At 48.2% G+C, this 18,457-nt stretch carries 15 protein-coding genes and 1 tRNA gene; 11 read left to right on the top strand and 5 right to left on the bottom strand.

The window, feature by feature from the left end; all coding sequences use genetic code 11:
* Positions 1 to 14: 14 nt before the first annotated feature.
* From hypE to DWX33_RS19250, 3 genes are read right to left on the bottom strand one after another with little or no spacing between them, the layout of a single operon-like run.
* Positions 15 to 1,064, bottom strand: a complete 1,050-nt coding sequence (gene hypE / locus DWX33_RS19260; RefSeq protein ID WP_122380891.1) for a hydrogenase expression/formation protein HypE — start codon at positions 1,062 to 1,064, stop codon at positions 15 to 17.
* Between the two features lie 6 nt (positions 1,065 to 1,070).
* The gene (hypD, locus tag DWX33_RS19255; protein ID WP_122380890.1) at positions 1,071 to 2,150 is read right to left on the bottom strand and encodes a hydrogenase formation protein HypD; all 1,080 of its coding nucleotides are present in this window, start codon (positions 2,148 to 2,150) and stop codon (positions 1,071 to 1,073) included.
* A complete protein-coding gene (locus DWX33_RS19250; RefSeq protein WP_005865048.1) occupies positions 2,138 to 2,371 on the bottom strand; it encodes a HypC/HybG/HupF family hydrogenase formation chaperone in 234 nt (77 codons plus the stop codon). The genes hypD and DWX33_RS19250 overlap by 13 nt, the downstream gene beginning before the upstream one ends.
* A gap of 159 nt (positions 2,372 to 2,530) precedes the next feature.
* Between DWX33_RS19250 and hypF the strand changes: the two genes are divergently transcribed.
* The 4 genes from hypF (at position 2,531) to DWX33_RS19230 (ending at position 8,095) form a co-directional block, all read left to right on the top strand.
* Positions 2,531 to 4,813, top strand: a complete 2,283-nt coding sequence (gene hypF, locus DWX33_RS19245) for a carbamoyltransferase HypF (RefSeq protein ID WP_122380889.1) — start codon at positions 2,531 to 2,533, stop codon at positions 4,811 to 4,813.
* A 12-nt stretch (positions 4,814 to 4,825) separates the two neighbouring features.
* A complete protein-coding gene (hypA, locus tag DWX33_RS19240; RefSeq protein ID WP_048928657.1) occupies positions 4,826 to 5,173 on the top strand; it encodes a hydrogenase maturation nickel metallochaperone HypA in 348 nt (115 codons plus the stop codon).
* A gap of 29 nt (positions 5,174 to 5,202) precedes the next feature.
* The gene (hypB, locus tag DWX33_RS19235) at positions 5,203 to 5,955 is read left to right on the top strand and encodes a hydrogenase nickel incorporation protein HypB (RefSeq protein WP_005865052.1); all 753 of its coding nucleotides are present in this window, start codon (positions 5,203 to 5,205) and stop codon (positions 5,953 to 5,955) included.
* Between the two features lie 79 nt (positions 5,956 to 6,034).
* The gene (locus tag DWX33_RS19230; protein WP_122380888.1) at positions 6,035 to 8,095 is read left to right on the top strand and encodes an acetate--CoA ligase family protein; all 2,061 of its coding nucleotides are present in this window, start codon (positions 6,035 to 6,037) and stop codon (positions 8,093 to 8,095) included.
* 88 nt (positions 8,096 to 8,183) lie between these two features.
* On the opposite strand, the gene DWX33_RS19225 is transcribed toward DWX33_RS19230, so the two are convergent.
* Both DWX33_RS19225 and DWX33_RS19220 read right to left on the bottom strand, forming a co-directional pair.
* On the bottom strand, positions 8,184 to 8,798 hold the full coding sequence (locus DWX33_RS19225; protein ID WP_008773311.1) for a recombinase family protein: 615 nt from the start codon (positions 8,796 to 8,798) through the stop codon (positions 8,184 to 8,186).
* A gap of 139 nt (positions 8,799 to 8,937) precedes the next feature.
* Positions 8,938 to 9,024 (bottom strand) — tRNA-Ser (locus DWX33_RS19220).
* A gap of 139 nt (positions 9,025 to 9,163) precedes the next feature.
* On the opposite strand from DWX33_RS19220, the gene mltG reads away from it, so the two are divergent.
* The 7 genes from mltG (at position 9,164) to DWX33_RS19185 (ending at position 18,395) form a co-directional block, all read left to right on the top strand.
* Entirely contained in the window at positions 9,164 to 10,213 is a 1,050-nt protein-coding gene (mltG, locus tag DWX33_RS19215; protein ID WP_122380887.1) for an endolytic transglycosylase MltG, read from the top strand.
* Positions 10,214 to 10,317: 104 nt separating this feature from the next.
* Positions 10,318 to 11,919 (top strand): thiamine pyrophosphate-dependent enzyme, encoded by a 1,602-nt coding sequence (locus tag DWX33_RS19210; protein WP_122380886.1) that lies wholly within the window; start codon positions 10,318 to 10,320, stop codon positions 11,917 to 11,919.
* Positions 11,916 to 12,497, top strand: coding sequence for an indolepyruvate oxidoreductase subunit beta (locus DWX33_RS19205; protein WP_034531934.1), 582 nt, complete (start codon positions 11,916 to 11,918; stop codon positions 12,495 to 12,497). Before DWX33_RS19210 ends, DWX33_RS19205 begins: the two co-directional genes overlap by 4 nt.
* Before the next feature lie 297 nt (positions 12,498 to 12,794).
* Entirely contained in the window at positions 12,795 to 13,304 is a 510-nt protein-coding gene (locus DWX33_RS19200) for a TlpA disulfide reductase family protein (RefSeq protein WP_008778142.1), read from the top strand.
* A 5-nt stretch (positions 13,305 to 13,309) separates the two neighbouring features.
* Positions 13,310 to 14,098 (top strand): 4Fe-4S binding protein, encoded by a 789-nt coding sequence (locus tag DWX33_RS19195; protein ID WP_122380885.1) that lies wholly within the window; start codon positions 13,310 to 13,312, stop codon positions 14,096 to 14,098.
* 121 nt (positions 14,099 to 14,219) lie between these two features.
* On the top strand, positions 14,220 to 16,646 hold the full coding sequence (locus DWX33_RS19190) for an alpha-L-rhamnosidase N-terminal domain-containing protein (RefSeq protein WP_122380884.1): 2,427 nt from the start codon (positions 14,220 to 14,222) through the stop codon (positions 16,644 to 16,646).
* An 18-nt stretch (positions 16,647 to 16,664) separates the two neighbouring features.
* On the top strand, positions 16,665 to 18,395 hold the full coding sequence (locus DWX33_RS19185) for a bifunctional UDP-sugar hydrolase/5'-nucleotidase (RefSeq protein ID WP_122380883.1): 1,731 nt from the start codon (positions 16,665 to 16,667) through the stop codon (positions 18,393 to 18,395).
* Positions 18,396 to 18,457 lie beyond the last annotated feature (62 nt).

The following is an 18,457-nucleotide window of genomic DNA, read 5'->3' as shown; positions in this document are numbered from 1 at the left end:
AGCAATTAAGTATTCTAACAAATACGGGGGAGTTGCTCCCCGCTTAGCATATCGATGATCCGGTAGTTACCGTATAATGTCTTCATCTTGACCCGGGCTTGCTCTCCGCTTTGCTTGGTGATACGGCCGATAACGGTCGCTTGCCTGCCCTCCTCAAAACGTCTCATAAGGGGTAACGCTTGTTCCGCAAGGCTTTCCGGCAGGATCACAAGAACCAATCCTTCGTTCGCTATATAGAGTGGGTCTAATCCTAGCATCTCGGATGCGGCACGTACCGCTTCCGGAATAGGCAGGGCGTCTTCGTCCAGCAGGATATCCACACCAGCGTCTTGGGCGATCTCGTTGAGGGTTCCGCTTACGCCACCTCGGGTGGGGTCACGTAAGACATGTACCTCTCCTATAGTATGTAACAGCTCAGAAATCATAATGTTTAGCGAAGCGGTATCACTTTTTAGATCCGTCTCGAATCCCAAGCTTTCCCGTGCGGAAAGGATCGTGATACCATGTAGACCAATCGGGCCGCTACAAATGACGACATCGCCGGGAGTCGCTTGGTCTGGGGCGATTCGTATGCCCGGAGGGACGATCCCGATCCCACTGGTGTTGATAAACAATTTATCGCATTTGCCCCGTTCCACCACTTTTGTGTCTCCTGCTACGATCTGTACGCCGGCACGCTCCGCCGCACGTTTCATGGATTGTACGATACGCTGAAGATCTGCTAGAGGCAAGCCCTCTTCCAGTATAAACCCGGCGGTCAGATACAAAGGACGGGCACCACAACAAGCCAAATCGTTAACGGTCCCGTTGATCGCCAGATCACCGATATCTCCTCCGGGGAAAAAGATCGGGTCTACCACGAAGGAGTCGGTAGAGTAGGCCAGTCGCCCTTCTTCCATAGGGAACACGCATCCGTCATGATCCTGCTCCAATAATGGGTTCCGGAAAGCCGGATAAAATACTTGGCTGATCAGTTGGTGTGTCATGCGTCCTCCCCCTCCGTGCGCTAGTAACACACGGTCTGAGTCGGTAAAAGGAATCGGGCAATTCAAGTGTATATTCATATCTTTCTATTTATATCTATAATAAGCGGCACAAACCCCTTCCGAGGAGACCATCGGGGCTCCCAGCGGATGGGTGGGATGGCAGGCCTTCCCGAAATGGGGACAGTCCGAGGGTTGTCTCAAACCTCTCATAATCAGACCGGCGATGCATTCGGATGCGATCTGGTTTTCTTCCGGACACAATTGAAATCTCATTCGGGAGGAATATCTTTTATATTCGGACCGAAGTTGAAGCCCGCTGGAGGGGATGATTCCGATGCCCCGCCAGTCTTGGTCGCAAGGTTCCAGCATCTCGTCCATAAGTTGGCGGGCGGCGGCATTCCCTTGTTCGGGGACGGCCCGTTTGTAAGCGTTCTCTACCTCATAACTTCCGGCTTCCAACTGGGAGACACAGCGGTAGATACCATATAATAGATCTACCGGCTCGAATCCGGTGACGACCATCGGGATTTTATATCGGGCGGTTAATCGGTGATAGGCCCTGTTGCCTGTGATGACGCAGACATGTCCGGCTGTCAGGAAACCGTCTACTTTACTTTCCGGATCGGATAAGATAGCCTCGATAGCGGGTGGTACCGTGAATAGGGAAGTCAATATGGAAAAGTTCGGAAGTCCTCGGCGTATGGCCTCTTTCAAAGCCATGAGGTGGACAGGTGCGGTTGTCTCAAAACCAATCGCGAAGAATACGATTTCCTTATCCGGGTTCTCCTCGGCCAGTGATAGGGCATCCAAGGGCGTATATAGCATACGGATATCCGCTCCTCTCGCTTTTACGCTCAATAAATCCTCCTTACTTCCCGGAACTCGCATCATATCCCCGAAAGAGGCTAAGATCACATTCGGCTGTGTCGCCAACTTCAAGGCGTAGTCGATTGTCTCGACCGGTGTTACACAGACCGGGCAGCCCGGCCCATGGAGCAGTTGAATATCCGGCGGCAACATCTCTTCCAGCCGATAACGGGCGATAGCATGTGTTTGCCCGCCACAAATCTCCATGATATACCAAGGTCGTGTCACCTTTTTGCGGATGGCCTCCAGAAGAGTTTGTACCTTCTCGTTGCTTCTATATTCGTCTACGAAACGCACTTTTGTAATTCTTTAAGGTCTTTCAGTGTTTCCTCCGCTTCTTTCTCATCTACAACAGATATAGCGATCCCTGCGTGAGCGAGGATATAATCCCCCTGTTTCACATCCACCCATTCAATACATATATTCTTTAGGATGCCTCCGAAATCAACTTTAGCCATGGTCATTTCGGGGATGCTTCGATCGATTGAGATAATCTTTCCGGGTACCGCTAAACACATATCGTTTCAATTTATTTAATAACCTCAAAGATACTTAATATGTTTAAGAGGGAAAGATAAAATTGATAAATATTATTTATAAGATGATAGATAATATCTCTTTAGTAAATACGATAGTCGATTCGTGTCTGATTAGACATTTATTCCTATATTTGTGCTATGGCGAAGAATAAAGTATATGCGTTGATTATTCAAGGCTTGGTTCAAGGGGTTGGTTTTCGCCCTTTTATCTACCGGATCGCTAAAGATCTGGGGATGAAAGGTTGTGTGGAGAATATGAATAATGGAGTACGTATATTGGTTGCCGCTACTCCGGATGATCGGGATTTGCTGATAAGTCGTATACGGACCGAGCATCCTCGTGTCGCTTATATCCATCGGATCTCCTATACATCTACGGAAATGGATGAAGATGATTTTGACGATTTTACGATTACGCCCAGCCATTCAGAATCGGATGAGATCACGCAGGTCTCCCCGGATATCGCTGTTTGTGCGGATTGTATGCGAGACCGGACTACGCAACCCCATCGAATCGGATATCCTTTTATTAATTGTACGCATTGTGGCCCTCGTTTCTCTATTATCCGGGACCTTCCTTACGACCGTTCGCAGACAACGATGGGCGGTTTCCTTATGTGTCCCGATTGTGAGAAAGAATATACGAATGTTATCGATCGCCGTTTCCATGCCCAACCGGTCGCTTGCAATCATTGTGGCCCGACTTATTACGCGACTTATAACGAGGAGACTTATATCGATTATGAGACCTTATTGAAACTTACCTCTCGTCTATTGCTTGGTGGAGAGGTTATTGCGGCTAAAGGAATCGGAGGCTATCATTTGATTTGTGATGCCTCGAACGAGAGAGCGGTTGCCCGTCTGCGAGAGATAAAGCAGCGGGATACCAAACCATTCGCTGTTATGTTCCGTGATCTGGAACATCTGCAAGTCTATACAGTAACGGAGCCGATGGAGGAGCGATGCTTAGTTTCTTGGCGCCGTCCGATCGTACTGCTGAGGCAACGGAGCCGGTTAGCTTCCGGAATCAATCCGGGCATGCATACGCTAGGATGTATGTTGTCTTATATGCCGATTCATTACGATTGGTTTGCTCGTACAGGGATACCTGCGTTGGTAATGACCAGCGGGAATCTAAGCGATTTGCCGATAGCGATCACCCCGGAGGATGCGGAGGCGCAATTAGCGGGAAAGGTAGCGATCCTCTTGCATCATAATCGCCCGATCCATAACCGGGTAGATGATTCTGTATTGCAGGTCTGCGGAGGACAACCTTGCTTGATCCGTCGTTCCCGGGGCTATGTGCCGGAACCCTTTTTCACGGATACAAATGTGGAGGGGATCATGGCTTTCGGTGCGGAGAAAGTGAACACGTTCGCTTTGGGGAAAGGAGAGACGATCCTGCAAAGTCAATATATTGGCGACTTAAAGAACTGGGAGACTTTCCGGTTCTATACGGAATCTATGGAGCGGTTTCGTCATTTGTTTCGTTTCAATCCCCAGCGATTGGTTTGTGACCTGCATCCGGATTATCTTTCCAGCCAAGAGGCGGAACGTATCTCGAAATCTCTTTCCTTACCTTTATTAAAGGTACAACATCATCATGCCCATGCCGCTGCTTGTATGTTGGAGCATGGATTGAATGAGCCGGTTCTCGCTATCGTGATGGATGGGACAGGTCTGGGTGATGATGGTAAGGTTTGGGGAGGCGAGTTCTTCTTTTGTGACCGAGCGAAATACCGTCGCCTTTCCCATTTTGAGTATGTCCCGTTACCGGGAGGCGACAAGGCGGCTGAGGAGCCATGGCGAATGGTTGTCGCCTATTTGTGGCATTATTTCAAGGACGAACCGTCGGGTATTCCTTATCCGGCCGATTTCGTGGAACGCATAGGCACGGAAAGGATCGCTATGCTTGAACGAATGATGGAGAAAGGTGTGAATACACCCTATACATCCAGCGCTGGCCGGCTGTTTGATGCGGTAGCTTCTTTATTGGGGATTTGCGATGTCTCCAGCCACCAAGCGGAGGCTCCGGTCTTATTGGAGCAGGCGGCGATGGGAGAGAGGAACGCTTATGCGTATCCAGTCTCGGCGGAGGGAGAGGAAATCTCTTTTTATTCTTTGTTTGAGGCATTATTGCATGATAAGACGAACGAGGTCCCGGTGAGCTTGATATCCGCCCGTTTCCATACGACATTGGCTTCCTTGTTTGTGCAGAAAGCCCGCTTGTTGATTAAACGGACGAAAGCGACACAAGTGGTTATCTCGGGAGGATGTTTCCAGAATAAATTATTGACGGAGTCGATGAGGAGACAGTTCATCATGGCTGGGGTCCCCGTCTATATTCCGTCTCGTATACCTTGTAACGATGGGGGGATAGCCGTGGGGCAATTAACGATCGCCTCGGTGACTCCCTTTTAAAAGAGATCAGATATGCATGAGTTGTCTATAGCCCGTAGTATCGTGGAGCTGGTCGAGGAACAAGCGGATAACCGGGGAGCCTCGGTGGTCGAAGAGTTGGAGTTAGAGATAGGACATTTGTCCGGCGTAGAGATCCAAACCTTAGCGTTCGCATTGGATAGCGCCATAAAAGGTAGCAAGCTGGAAAAGGCCCGGATTATCCGTCATTATATTGAGGGGGAAGGACAGTGTAGCGACTGTGAGACCATTTTCCCAATGAACGCCTTGTTTTCCCCTTGTCCCCATTGTGGCTCCTATTTAGTTAAAATCCTTAAAGGGAAGGAACTTCGGGTGAAGTCGATTGTTATTAAAAAGGAATGATATATTAATGAAATAAAAACTTAAATACTATGTGCGGAACTTGCGGATGCGGAGAGCATCATCACCATCACGATCATACGCATGAGCATTCTCATGGCCATGAACATCATCACCATCCTGATGAAGGGATCGTAATCAATCTGGAACAAGATATACTTCAACGTAACAACTTATTGGCGGAGCGAAACCGGGGATATTTCGAGGCTAAGAACCTGTTCTGCCTGAACTTGATGAGTTCGCCCGGATCCGGTAAGACAACCTTGCTGGAAGAGACGATCCGCCGTTTGAAAGCGAAGCGACCGATCTATGTGATAGAAGGCGATCAACAAACCTCAAACGATGCCGACCGTATAGCGGCGTTGGAGATTCCCGTGTTTCAGGTAAATACCGGTACCGGCTGTCATTTGGAAGCCGACATGGTCAATCATGCCGTTAAGCATCTGAATCCGAAGGAGGGAGCGATCCTTTTTATAGAGAATGTCGGCAATCTGGTCTGTCCGGCCATGTTCGATCTCGGAGAGTCCAAGAAAGTCGTTATCGTGAGTACGACGGAGGGAGATGATAAACCGTTGAAATACCCACATATCTTTCAGGAGGCAGATATCTGCGTAATCAACAAGATTGATCTGGCTCCTTATCTGAATACAAAAGTGGAAGTGCTTCGGGAAAACGCCTTGAAGGTAAATCACCATCTCCAGATATTCGAGGTGTCCGCCACGAAAGGAGACGGGATGGATGCATGGTGTGACTGGTTGCAGACAGAGAGTGCAAAGTGTAAATAAATACCCCGGGTTTTAATGAATAAATGGAGAAAAAAACTATATTTGCTCCCATTCATTGAATCTAACTAATCAAAATGTTATGATTAACCGAGAATTGATTAATCCTCAAAGCATCGTAGTGGTGGGAGGTTCCAACAACGTACATAAACCGGGCGGTCGTATCGTGCGAAACCTGTTGGATGGAAAATATAAAGGAGAATTATGTGTGGTAAACGCCAAGGAGACAGACGTGCAAGGCGTCAAGTCTTATCCTTCTGTACATGATATCCCGGAGACGGAGTTGGCGATCATCTCGATTCCGAGTAAATCGTGCCCCGAGGTGATGGAAGTGCTGGCCCGGCAAAAGGGGGTAAAAGCTTTTATCGTGATCTCGGCCGGCTTCGGCGAGGAGACACACGAGGGCGGTATCTTGGAACAACAGATGCTGGATGTCGTGAATGAGGCGGGAGCCTCCTTGATCGGCCCGAACTGTATAGGGTTGATGAATATGAATTATCATGGCGTGTTTACGCAACCGATACCGGAATTCCATCCCGATGGCGTGGATTTCATCTCTAGCTCCGGCGGTACGGCCTTGTTCATTATCGAGTCGGCGCTGACAAAAGGGCTGCGTTTCTCTTCTGTTTGGTCGGTTGGGAACTCCAAGCAGAATGGAGTAGAGGATATCCTTGAATATATGGATCGGAACTTTGATCCGGTATTGGATTCCAAGATCAAGATGTTGTATATCGAGCAAATCAAGCAACCGGATAAATTGTTGTATCATGCGTCTTCCTTGATACGTAAGGGATGCAAGATCGCCGCTATCAAGGCGGGAAGTACGGAGTCGGGAAAGCGAGCTGCCTCTTCGCATACGGGCGCTATCGCTAGTTCGGACTCTGCCGTGGAGGCTTTGTTCCGTAAGGCGGGTATCGTGCGTTGTTTTAGCCGTGAGGAATTGACTACCGTGGCGAGTATCTTTACCTTGAAAGACGTGAAAGGGAAGAATTGTGCGATCGTGACACATGCCGGAGGGCCTGCGGTAATGCTGGCGGACGCTTTATCCAAGGGGCGTTTGAATGTTCCTAGTTTGGAAGGCCCTATCGCTGATGAGTTGAAATCCAAACTGTATCCGGGTGCCGCTGTCGGTAATCCGATTGATATTATCGGTACGGGGACACCGGAACATCTGGCTACAGCCATCGATTTCTGTGAGAATCGTTTCGATAATGTGGATTTGATGATGGTCATCTTCGGTAGTCCCGGTTTGGTAAAACTTTATGATACCTACGAGGTACTTCATAAAAAGATGGAAGAGTGCAAGAAGCCGATCTTCCCGATATTACCGTCTATCGTAACGGCCGGACCGGAGGTGAAGAGCTTTGTCAAGAAAGGCCATGTGAACTTCTCGGACGAGGTGACATTGGGTACCGCCCTTTCACGGGTGATCAATACGCCGAAACCGATGAGCACGGATATCCAGCTATATGGCGTGGATGTACCGGAAGTTCGTCGTATCATAGACCGGTTGCCGGGTAGCGGTTATTTAAATCCGGAGGAAGTGCGTACATTGTTGCGTGCCGCTAATATCCCGTTAGTGGAGGAATATGCTTCGGATGATAGGGATGCGTTGCTGGCTTTTGCCAAGAGGGTGAAATATCCGGTGGTAGCCAAGGTTGTGGGGCCTGTGCATAAGAGCGATATCGGTGGTGTGGCCTTGAATATCCGTGGAGAAGAGCATTTATTGTTCGAGTATGAACGTATGATGCGTCTGCCGGGTGTTACGGGCATCATGGTACAACCGATGTTGAAAGGACAGGAATTATTCTTGGGAGCTAAATATGAGGATCGTTTCGGCCATGTGGTACTTTGCGGGTTGGGTGGAATCTTCGTGGAGGTATTGAAGGATGTGTCTTATGGTTTGGCACCGTTATCATATGATGAGACTTATTCAATGATTCGTTCTTTGAGAGGGTATCCGATCATTAAAGGTACGCGTGGGCAAAAGGGCATCGACGAGCAACAATATGCGGACATTATCGTTCGCCTCTCTACCTTATTGCGTTTTGCCAGCGAGATAAAGGAAATGGATATAAATCCGTTGGTGGCTACGGATAGAGGCTTGTTCGCTGTAGACGCCCGTATCCGTATAGAGAAATAATAATGATTCAATGTGCCAATATGCGAATATGCTAATATCTGAATTATCCACTTCTGGTATTTCATTGGCATATTGGCACATTGAATCATTATTTCTTCTTCTTCTTTTTCTTATCGGGAAGATACTCTTTCAGAAAGCGTTTGAAGCTACTTAGCGATACATTGTATTTCTCCGCTATCTGGGCGTAAGTCAAGCTCGGATCTTTCAAGTCTTTCTCGATTTGTTCCTTATAAGGCTCCAAGCGTCCCATTTGTTGACTACCTTTCGGACGGCCCAGCACCACACCTTTACTTCTGATCAAGGCAAGGGCTTCCTTCGTACGGATAGAGACCAGCTTTCGCTCGATCTCAGAGACCAGACCGAAGGTAAAGGCCAAAGTCTTACTGTCGATATTATCCTCGAACACATATCCGTCGCTTACGCTACGGAGCGTTACCTTTCGCTCTATACAAAGCAAAATGATATGGATGATCTCGATCATCTTACGGCTCACACGGGATATATCGGACACAAGTATCTCATCCCCGGGACTTAAAGATTTGACAATACTTTCCAGTCTGCGGTTCGCACGAGGACTATTTCCCACCTCTTTAGCCCACTTCCCGATCTCTATCTTCTGAGATTCTGCAAATTCCCGGATCACAGCTTCTTGGACCTCGGAGTTTTGCTTATTGTTATATGTTCGGATAAAAGCAATTGTCATAATGTATATATTTAATTATCTCCTTTTAATAACAGATCGACTTACGATAAGTTCAAATATGACAAATATATGAAACACTTTAATTCGGTTGGCTTAAAAACAAAAAAACCAACTAATAAATTTATTAGTTGGCTCTTTGCGGAAGCGGGGGGATTCGAACCCCCGGTACCCTAACGAGTACGTCAGTTTAGCAAACTGGTGGTTTCAGCCACTCACCCACACTTCCTTGTGTGTTCTGTGCTTCTTCCTTAGAATTGCGATGCAAAGGTAGAACTATAATTTTAAATAAACAAGGCTTTGCACATCATTTTTTTCGAAAAAAGATACTACTTTTGTGCCTTATTCTGATATTCAATAGATTATTCATGGATTTGAACAAACAAATTTTATCGAGGCGCCCGATAATTATCGCCTTGATAGCGATTCTCGTTGTTTTGATAGGCGGTGGAGGCTTTTGGGTGTACCGTTTGGCTTGGGCTCCGAATTTTAAGCCGGATAAGACGGTCTATGTCTATATAGATGATAAAAAGGATTTTGATGATCTTTGCCGGCAGTTGAGGGATTCGGCGAACTGTCTCCGTATCGGTAGCTTTAAGCAATTGAGTGGATTGTTGAAGTATCCTGCGTCCATGCGTACCGGTCGATACGCCGTGAAGCCCGGCATGAGTAATTTAACCTTATTGAATGACTTGCGGAGAGGACATCAAGTAGCGGCCCGGGTTACTTTTAATAATGTCCGTTTCAAGGAAGATTTGGCGGAACGTATAAGTGATCAATTGATGTTCGGGAAGGAAAATCTCCTGTGTTTATTGAATGATTCTGTGTATTGCGACTCTTTAGGTTTTACCCCGGAAACGATCAATGCCCTCTTCATTCCTAATACCTATGAGATTTATTGGAATATATCCGCGGATAAATTTATACGTCGCATGAAGCGTGAATATGACGCTTTCTGGACACCGGAACGATTGAAAAAGGCAGAGGAGATCGGGCTTACTCCAGTCGAGGTATCTATCTTGGCTTCTATCGTAGAAGAGGAGACGGCGGCATCGGACGAATATCCAATCGTGGCGGGCCTTTATATCAACCGCCTTCATGCTGGTATTCCTTTACAGGCAGACCCTACCGTAAAGTTCGCGGTGGGGGATTTTTCTTTGCGACGTATCTTATTTGAGCATTTGGAAATAGATTCTCCCTATAATACCTATAAATATGCGGGCCTACCTCCTGGTCCTCTACGGATTCCTACTATCAAGGGCTTGAATAGCGTATTGAATCATACGAAACATAAATACTTATACATGTGCGCTAAGGAGGATTTCTCGGGACGGCATAATTTCGCCGTGACGTTGGCGGAGCATAACCGCAATGCCAACCGGTATCGGGCGGAGTTGAATAGGCGCCGGATACGGTAATGGATCTAGTATAAATCATAAGTCTCTCATTCTAAATTGAACATTTTTCATTACCTTTGGCAGCTAAATAGTGTGAATAGTCAATATTAAGAAAACAGATACACATGGAAAAACATTTATTTTTGGGGGACGAGGCCATAGCGCAAGCCGCTATAGACGCTGGAATCTCCGGGGTGTACGCATACCCGGGAACCCCTTCTACTGAAATCACAGAATATATCCAAGGTTCTCCGGTAACGAAGGAAAGAGGTATCCATTGTCGCTGGAGCGCAAATGAGAAAACCGCCATGGAAGCCGCTTTGGGTATGTGCTATGCCGGTAAACGTGCGCTTTGCTGCATGAAGCACGTGGGTTTGAATGTAGCCGCCGATTGCTTTATGAACGCCGCTATGAGCGGTATCAACGGAGGTATGATCATCCTTACGGCCGACGACCCATCCATGCACTCTTCCCAGAATGAGCAAGACAACCGTGTTTATGGCAATTTCGCCATGATCCCGATGTTTGAGCCATCCAGCCAGCAAGAGGCTTATGATATGGTATATCATGGATTCGAGTTATCCGAGAAATTAGGGTATCCTATCTTGCTGCGTGTAACGACCCGTATGGCGCATTCTCGTGCCGGTGTCGTAACCAGCCCGTTGAAGCCGGAGAACCGGATGAATTGTCCGGAAGACGGTCGCCAACGTTTTATCTTACTCCCGGCATTGGCCCGTAAACGTTTCAAGAGTTTGCTGGCGTCTCAAGAGGCTTTCACGGAAGCTTCCGAGAATTCCGCATATAATAAGTATTTCGATGCCCCGAATAAAGACTTGGGTATCATCACGACGGGTATCGCTTTCAATTATCTTTCCGAGAATTATCCGGACGGTTTCGAGCATCCCGTATTGAAGATCTCCCAGTATCCGCTTCCGAGAAAGCAAGTGGAGAAGATCGTTGGCGAGTGTAAGGAGATCTTGGTGCTGGAAGAGGGGTATCCGGTTGTCGAGGAGCAATTGAAGGGTTTCTTGGGGAAGGGCGTGACGGTTCATGGCCGTCTGGACGGTACGCTTCAGCGTGACGGCGAGCTTACGCCAGATGCGGTAGGCAAAGCCTTGGGTAAGGAGATCCAGAGCTATTATGCGATCCCCGAGGTGGTTGAGCAACGTCCGCCCGCATTGTGCCAAGGTTGTGGACACCGGGATATGTATGAGGCCTTGAACGAGGTGATCGCCGAGTATAACGGTACGGCTAAGGTGTTTGGCGATATCGGCTGTTATACCTTGGGAGCTTTGCCTCCTTTCCGTGCGATCGATTCTTGTATCGATATGGGGGCCTCTATCACGATGGCGAAGGGTGCTTCCGACGCGGGTGTATTCCCGGCTATCTCCGTGATCGGCGATTCTACGTTTACCCATTCCGGTATGACTGGTTTGCTGGATTGCGTGAACGAGAACACGAATATCACCATCGTTATCTCCGATAATGAGACAACGGCCATGACCGGAGGGCAGGATTCCGCCGGAACGGGACGTCTGGAATCTATCTGCGCCGGTATCGGTGTGGACCCGGCTCACATCCGTGTGATGGTTCCTTTAAAAAAGAACTTCGAGGAGATGAAGTCTATCATCCGTGAGGAAATCGAGTACAAGGGCGTATCCGTATTGATCCCTCGCCGTGAGTGTATCCAGACATTAACCAGAAAGAAAAAAGCAAGCAAGAAATGAAAACAGATATTATACTATCAGGCGTAGGAGGACAGGGTATCCTTTCTATCGCCGCCGTTATTGGAGAAGCTGCCTTAAAAGAAGGTCTGTATATGAAGCAAGCGGAAGTACACGGTATGAGTCAACGGGGGGGAGACGTGCAGTCTAACCTGCGTCTTTCCGACGAGCCGATCGCCTCGGACTTGATCCCGAAGGGCCACGCCGATTTGATCATCTCTTTGGAACCGATGGAGAGCTTGCGTTATCTGCCTTACCTGAAGAAAGAGGGTTGGCTGGTGACGAACTCCCGTCCGTTCGTGAACATCCCGAACTATCCGGAGATCGAGAAAGTGAACGCCGAGTTGGACAAGCTCCCTCACAAGGTCGTATTGGACGTGGAGGAGATCGCCAAGGAAGCGGGTTCTGTCCGTGCCGCCAATATCGTGATGTTGGGTGCAGCTGCCCCATTTATCGGGATCGAGTATGATAAGATCGAGGCGGGAATCCGTCAGATATTCGGTCGTAAGGGCGAGGATATAGTTAATATGAACCTAAAGGCGTTGAAAGCCGGTTATGACTTAGCGCAAAGTCTGCGGTAAATCTTTCTCCGGGTTTGCATGATATCAGCGTACGTGACATCTCCGGGTTTCACGTACGTTTTTTTTAACATCTAACCCCCTAGAACTTTTAGAAGAGCTGTCGAGGGGTAGGTACGGCATCAAAAAAACTCTGGAGGCACTGTCGAGGGGTAGGTACAGCATCGAAAAAACTCCGTAGGCGTTGTCGAGGGGTAGGTACGGCACCGTAGAACTTTCGTAAGCCTTAGAATTATGCGGTTTGATGAGAATTTTAATGTATCTTTGTCGCTGAATCCTAAACGAGAAATGATTAAGGTTATGAAGAAGTATTTATTGGCTAGTTTACTAGCGTTATTGGCTTTCGTAGGCAAAGCTCAGGAGGATAATTCCGATATCGTGAAGGTCGGTGATACCATGCCGTCATTTACGATTGTTTCCGACAACGGGAGTAAGTTGCAGTCCGCTTCGTTAAAGGGAAAAGTGATCCTCGTGAATTTCTTCGCCACTTGGTGTCCTCCCTGCCAAAAAGAATTGGCCGCTGTCCAACAAACCCTCTGGCCCAAATACAAGAACAACAAGGACTTCGTTCTCTTGGTGATCGGGCGTGAGCATTCCGATGCCGATCTACAGAAATATAACGAGAAAAAAGGCTTCGATTTTCCTTTGTATCCCGATAAGGACCGGGCTATTTTCGGCGCTTTCGCCAAGAACTTGATCCCTCGTGGCTATTTGGTCGGAAAAGACGGGAAGATCATTTATACGAGCAAAGGCTATACCGATGAGGAATTTGCTGAGTTAATGACTAAAATAGAGGGTGCGTTAAAATAAGAATCATGAAATATAGTAACATACATTTAATTTATTTTTCTCCGACACACACGTCCGCCAAGATCGTTTACGCGATAGCGGAAGGAATGGGTGCCACTTCGATGTCCGAGTCGGATGTCACTTGTGAGAGTCTGGATATGGAAGAGTATATTGATGATGAGCTGACGATTATAGCCGCTCCTGTATACGGTGGCCGTGTGGCGGAGACTGCCATGGAACGTTTTCGCATGTTCCGTTCTACCCACCATGCGCCGGTAGTCCCCGTGGTACTGTATGGGAACCGGGATTATGAGGATGCCTTGAAAGAGCTCTGTGATTTAGTGTCGGAGCAGGGGTTCGTACCTGTGGCTGCCGGAGCGTTTATCGGCGAGCATTCTTTCAGCCGCAAGGGGATGCCCATTGCCGAGGGGCGTCCGGACGAGTCGGATCTTAATCAGGCTACGGAATTCGGGAAAAAGATTATCGAGGAGCTGGAGAAGGTTTCCTGCGTGGAATGCTTGTCCACCTTGGAGGTGAAAGGTAATTTCCCGTATCGGGTGAAAGGCCCTTCCACTCCTCAAGCTCCTGTTACGGATAACGATTTATGTACGCAATGTGAGTATTGCGTGGATGTGTGTCCTACGCATGCGATATCCTTGGCAGACGAGGGTATGTATAGCGACCCGAACCTATGTATCAAATGTTGCGCCTGCGTGAAAGAGTGTCCCGAGGGCGCACGTACTTTCGATACTCCTTACACGGCGATGCTCCATAAGAACTTTAGCGCGCGCAGGGAGCCGGAGATATTCTTCTAATGGAGGACCGGGCATCCGGTATATGGTGAGGGAAAGCGTCAAAAGGCAAAAGTTCTTTTGGCGCTTTCTCTTTTTTTGTACCTTTGTTCGGATCGTTAATCTCAAATAATACCGTGTTTGTATGAAAACCTATTTATTCCTTTTGCTTTTTGTGTTTCAAGCCTTCTCCCTTTCCTCCCAGATTAGCCTGAAAGGGTATAATCAGGAGAAGATCGATCCTTCTCTTTTCGAGGGACGATGGAAAGCCCGTTGGATCTCCTACCCGGGTGAGGCCCCGAATGTATATGGGGTCTATCATTTTCGTAAATCGTTCGATCTGGAGGTGGTTCCTTCCCGGTTTATCGTCCATGTTTCCGCCGATAACCGTTATAAATTATATGTAAACGGGAAATTGGTATCCTTGGGCCCGGCCCGTGGGGATATCTATAACTGGAGTTTCGAGACGGTGGATCTGGCTCCTTATCTGAGGAAAGGGAAGAATACGCTGGCCTCCGTTGTCTGGAATTATGCCGAGCGGAAACCTGTTGCCCAGATCAGTTACGATCAGACGGGTTTTATCCTGCAAGGCAATACGGGGCATGAGGCGGTGGTAAATACGGATACCACTTGGGTCTGCCTGCGTAATAAGGCGTATGCTCCTTGGACCGAATGGCAGGTATTGGGGTATTACGTGGCTGGCCCGGGCGAGGAACTGGAAGCCTCCGCTTATCCTTGGGGCTGGGAACAACCGGATTACGACGACAGGAAATGGGAGAAGGCCGTACGGGGTATGGAGGGTGCCACGAAAGGATCGAGAGATTACCCGGGACGGTTGCTGGTTCCTAGCCCGATACCTCCGATGGACAGCCGGATCGAGCGGCTGGCCAAGCTCCGCCGGTCGGAAGGGATCGAATGCCCGCAAGGATTTCCTTACTGGCCAAAAGCTTTGACGATCCCGGCGAATACGGAGGTCCGCTTGCTTCTGGATAATGATTACCTGACGACGGGTTATTTCTCCTTAGCCTTCAGCAAAGGAAAGGAGGCCGAGATCCATATCGGTTATTCGGAAGCCCTCTATAAGCAAGAAGAGGAATCGACCACTAAATCGTATGCGTTGAATGGCAAGGGACATCGGGACGAGTTGACGGATAAGCAGTTTATCGGGTACGGGGATAAGATACTGGCTGATGGGGGAGATAATCGTCTCTTCACCTCCCTGTGGTGGCGTACATGGAGATATGTGGAGTTGAAAGTGAAGACGGCTTCCGAGCCTTTGGTGATCGAGGATATGTATGGGACTTTCTCCGCCTATCCTTTCCGTAACGAGACCGCTTTCTCCGCTCCGGGACATGAGGAGCTGGGCCGTATGCTCGAGATAGGATGGCGTACCGCCCGTCTGTGCGCCAATGAGACGTATATGGACTGCCCGTATTACGAGCAACTGCAATATTTCGGGGATACACGCATACAGGCAATGATTTCCATGTATAATACATCAGACCCTTATATGGTGAAGAATGCCCTAGAGCAAGGACGGCAGTCCATGGTGGCGGAAGGGATTACGATGAGCCGATATCCGTCTAGCGTACATCAGTTTATATCCTCGTTCTCTCTCTGGTGGATTTGTATGGGGCACGATTATTGGATGTACCGTGGGGATGAGGCATACATGAAGACCTTGCTTCCCGCTTACCGTCAGGTTTTGTCGTGGTACGAGCAATGGTTGAAGCCGGATTATAGTTTGTCGTACGTTCCTCATTGGTTCTTCGTGGATTGGGCGGCCGGTTTTGATTATGGCGAGCCGATACGGGAGAAAGAGGGAAACTCGGCGCTCCAAGATTTGATGTATATAATGACCTTGGAATTTGCGGCGGAGATGGAACAAGCGATCGGCCTCCCTGCCATGGCGGATCATTACCGGAAGATCGCTACCGAGATGCGTAAGACGATCCGCCCGAAATATTGGGACGCTGCCCGTAATCTATTCGCCGATACGCAGGATCATCGCAGCTATTCCCAGCATGTGAACGCCTTGGCGATCTTGACTGGGGTTACGAAAGGGGAGGAGGCCGTAAAGGTGATGAACCAAACCTTGGCGGATACGAGCTTGATCCAGTGTACGATATATTTCCGTTATTACTTGAATCAAGCGTTGAAAGCTTCCGGTTTAGGGGATCAGTTCTTGGATAACTTACAAATATGGCGGGATCAGATGGCGTTGGGATTGACCACATGGGCAGAGATGCCGGAGCCATCCCGTTCTGATTGCCATGCTTGGGGAGCCAGTCCGAATATCGAGTTTTACCGGATCTTGTTGGGGATAGATAGCGATGCTCCCGGATTTAGGAAGATACGGATCGCTCCGTCTTTGGGAAAACTGAAGGAGGTTTCCGGTACGATCCCACATCCGCTTGGAAGCGTGACCGCCGCTTATAAATTGAATGAAAGAGGTGAGGGAACCGCCCGTCTGGTCTTGCCGGAAGGTACTACGGGTATATTTATCTGGAATGGAAAAGAAATCCCGTTGAAACCGGGCGAACAGGTTATTTCGTTATCTTTGCGTCATTAATCTATCTAAAATCCTTATATGAGACGAGTTTATTCAATTGCCTTATTGCTGCTGGTCGCTCTCGGTCTGTCGGCGACAACGAAGGAAGTAAAGTTGAAATTAGTGGAAACCAGTGATATCCATGGAAACTTCTTCCCGTATAATTTTATCGAGCAGCGGGAGTGGGGAGGAAGTCTGGCACGGGTATATTCGTTCGTGCAAGAAGAACGCCGGGCGTATGGCGATAACCTTTTGCTATTGGATAATGGCGATATCTTGCAAGGACAACCTTCGGCGTATTATTACAATTTCATGGATACGGTCTCTACGCATATAGCTTCCGCCATGATGAATTATATGGGGTACAATGCGGGAAATATGGGTAACCATGATGTAGAGGCTGGCCATGCCGTTTTCGATCGTTGGATCAAACAATGTGATTTCCCTATCTTGGGTGCCAATATTATCCGTACCTCCGACCGGGAGAACTATTTAAAGCCCTATGAGGTATTTGAGCGTGATGGTGTGAAGATCGTTGTACTGGGGATGATTACTCCGGCCATTCCTGTATGGTTACCGGAGACTCTGTGGCAAGGTCTTTATTTCGCCGATATGGAAGAGACGGCCCGTAAATGGATGAAGATCATTCAGGAGAAGGAGAAACCGGATGTTGTGGTAGGTATCTTTCATGCGGGAAATGAGGCTCGTACCATGTCCGGCAAGTACCGTGAGGATGCGTCGATGGAGGTTGCCCAGCGCATTCCGGGCTTCGATGTGGTTATGATGGGGCATGATCATCGCCGGTATTGTGGTAAGGTGGCGAATATCGAGGGAGATTCCGTGTTACTGATAAATCCGGCAAGTAATGGGCGTGTAGTCGGTTCCGTTGATGTCGTGTTAAAGATGGAGCATGGAAAGGTTTTGGACAAACAAGTATCGGGTGTTTTGACGGATGTGGATAAGTTGGAGCCTAGCGAGGAGTTTATGGAGAAATTCGCTCCGCAATACAAAGCGGTGAATGATTTTGTCTCCGAGAAGGTGGGAACTTTTACGGAGAGTATTGCGACCCGTCCCGCTTACTTTGGGCCATCCGCTTTTATTGATTTTATTCACTCTTTACAATTGGAGTTGACTGGTGCGGACGTCTCTTTTGCCGCCCCGTTATCCTTTGACGCAAAAATAGATAAAGGGGATATCACGATCAGCGATATGTTCAGTCTTTACAAATATGAGAATATGCTTTATACGATGAATTTGACGGGAGCCGAGATCAAAGGTTTCTTGGAGGAATCATACGCTATGTGGACCAACCGGATGAAATCTCCGGACGATCATGTCTTATTATTGAAAGAGAGAAAGAAAGGACAGGAGAATTATGTCTCATTCGTCAACTTCAGTTTTAACTTTGACTCCGCAGCTGGTATCATTTACACCGTGGACGTAACGAAACCAGAGGGTGAGAAGATTACGATCTTGAAAATGGCGGATAACAGGCCTTTCGACGAGAATAAAACGTATAAAGTAGCTCTCAACTCTTACCGAGGTAATGGAGGAGGTGAGTTATTGACGAAAGGGGCCGGTATTCCCCAAGACGAGTTAAAGAGTCGTATCATTCATTCGACCGATAAAGACCTCCGTTATTATATGATTCAATATATAAAGGAAAAGGGCGTACTTAGCCCACAACCTTTAAACCAATGGCAAATGATCCCGCAGGATTGGACGAGACCGGCGGCCGAACGGGATTGTAAGTTTCTTTTCGGGGAATGAGTTTCCGTCCTTGAAGTGTCTGGTTTGCGATAGTATCTCAATGGGAAACGGTGGTAAAGTCA

The organism is Parabacteroides sp. AF19-14 (assembly GCF_003635485.1).
Classification (GTDB): Bacteria; Bacteroidota; Bacteroidia; order Bacteroidales; family Tannerellaceae; genus Parabacteroides; species Parabacteroides distasonis.
Note: the sequence above shows the minus strand (reverse complement) of the source record. Positions and strands in the feature narration are given on the sequence as shown.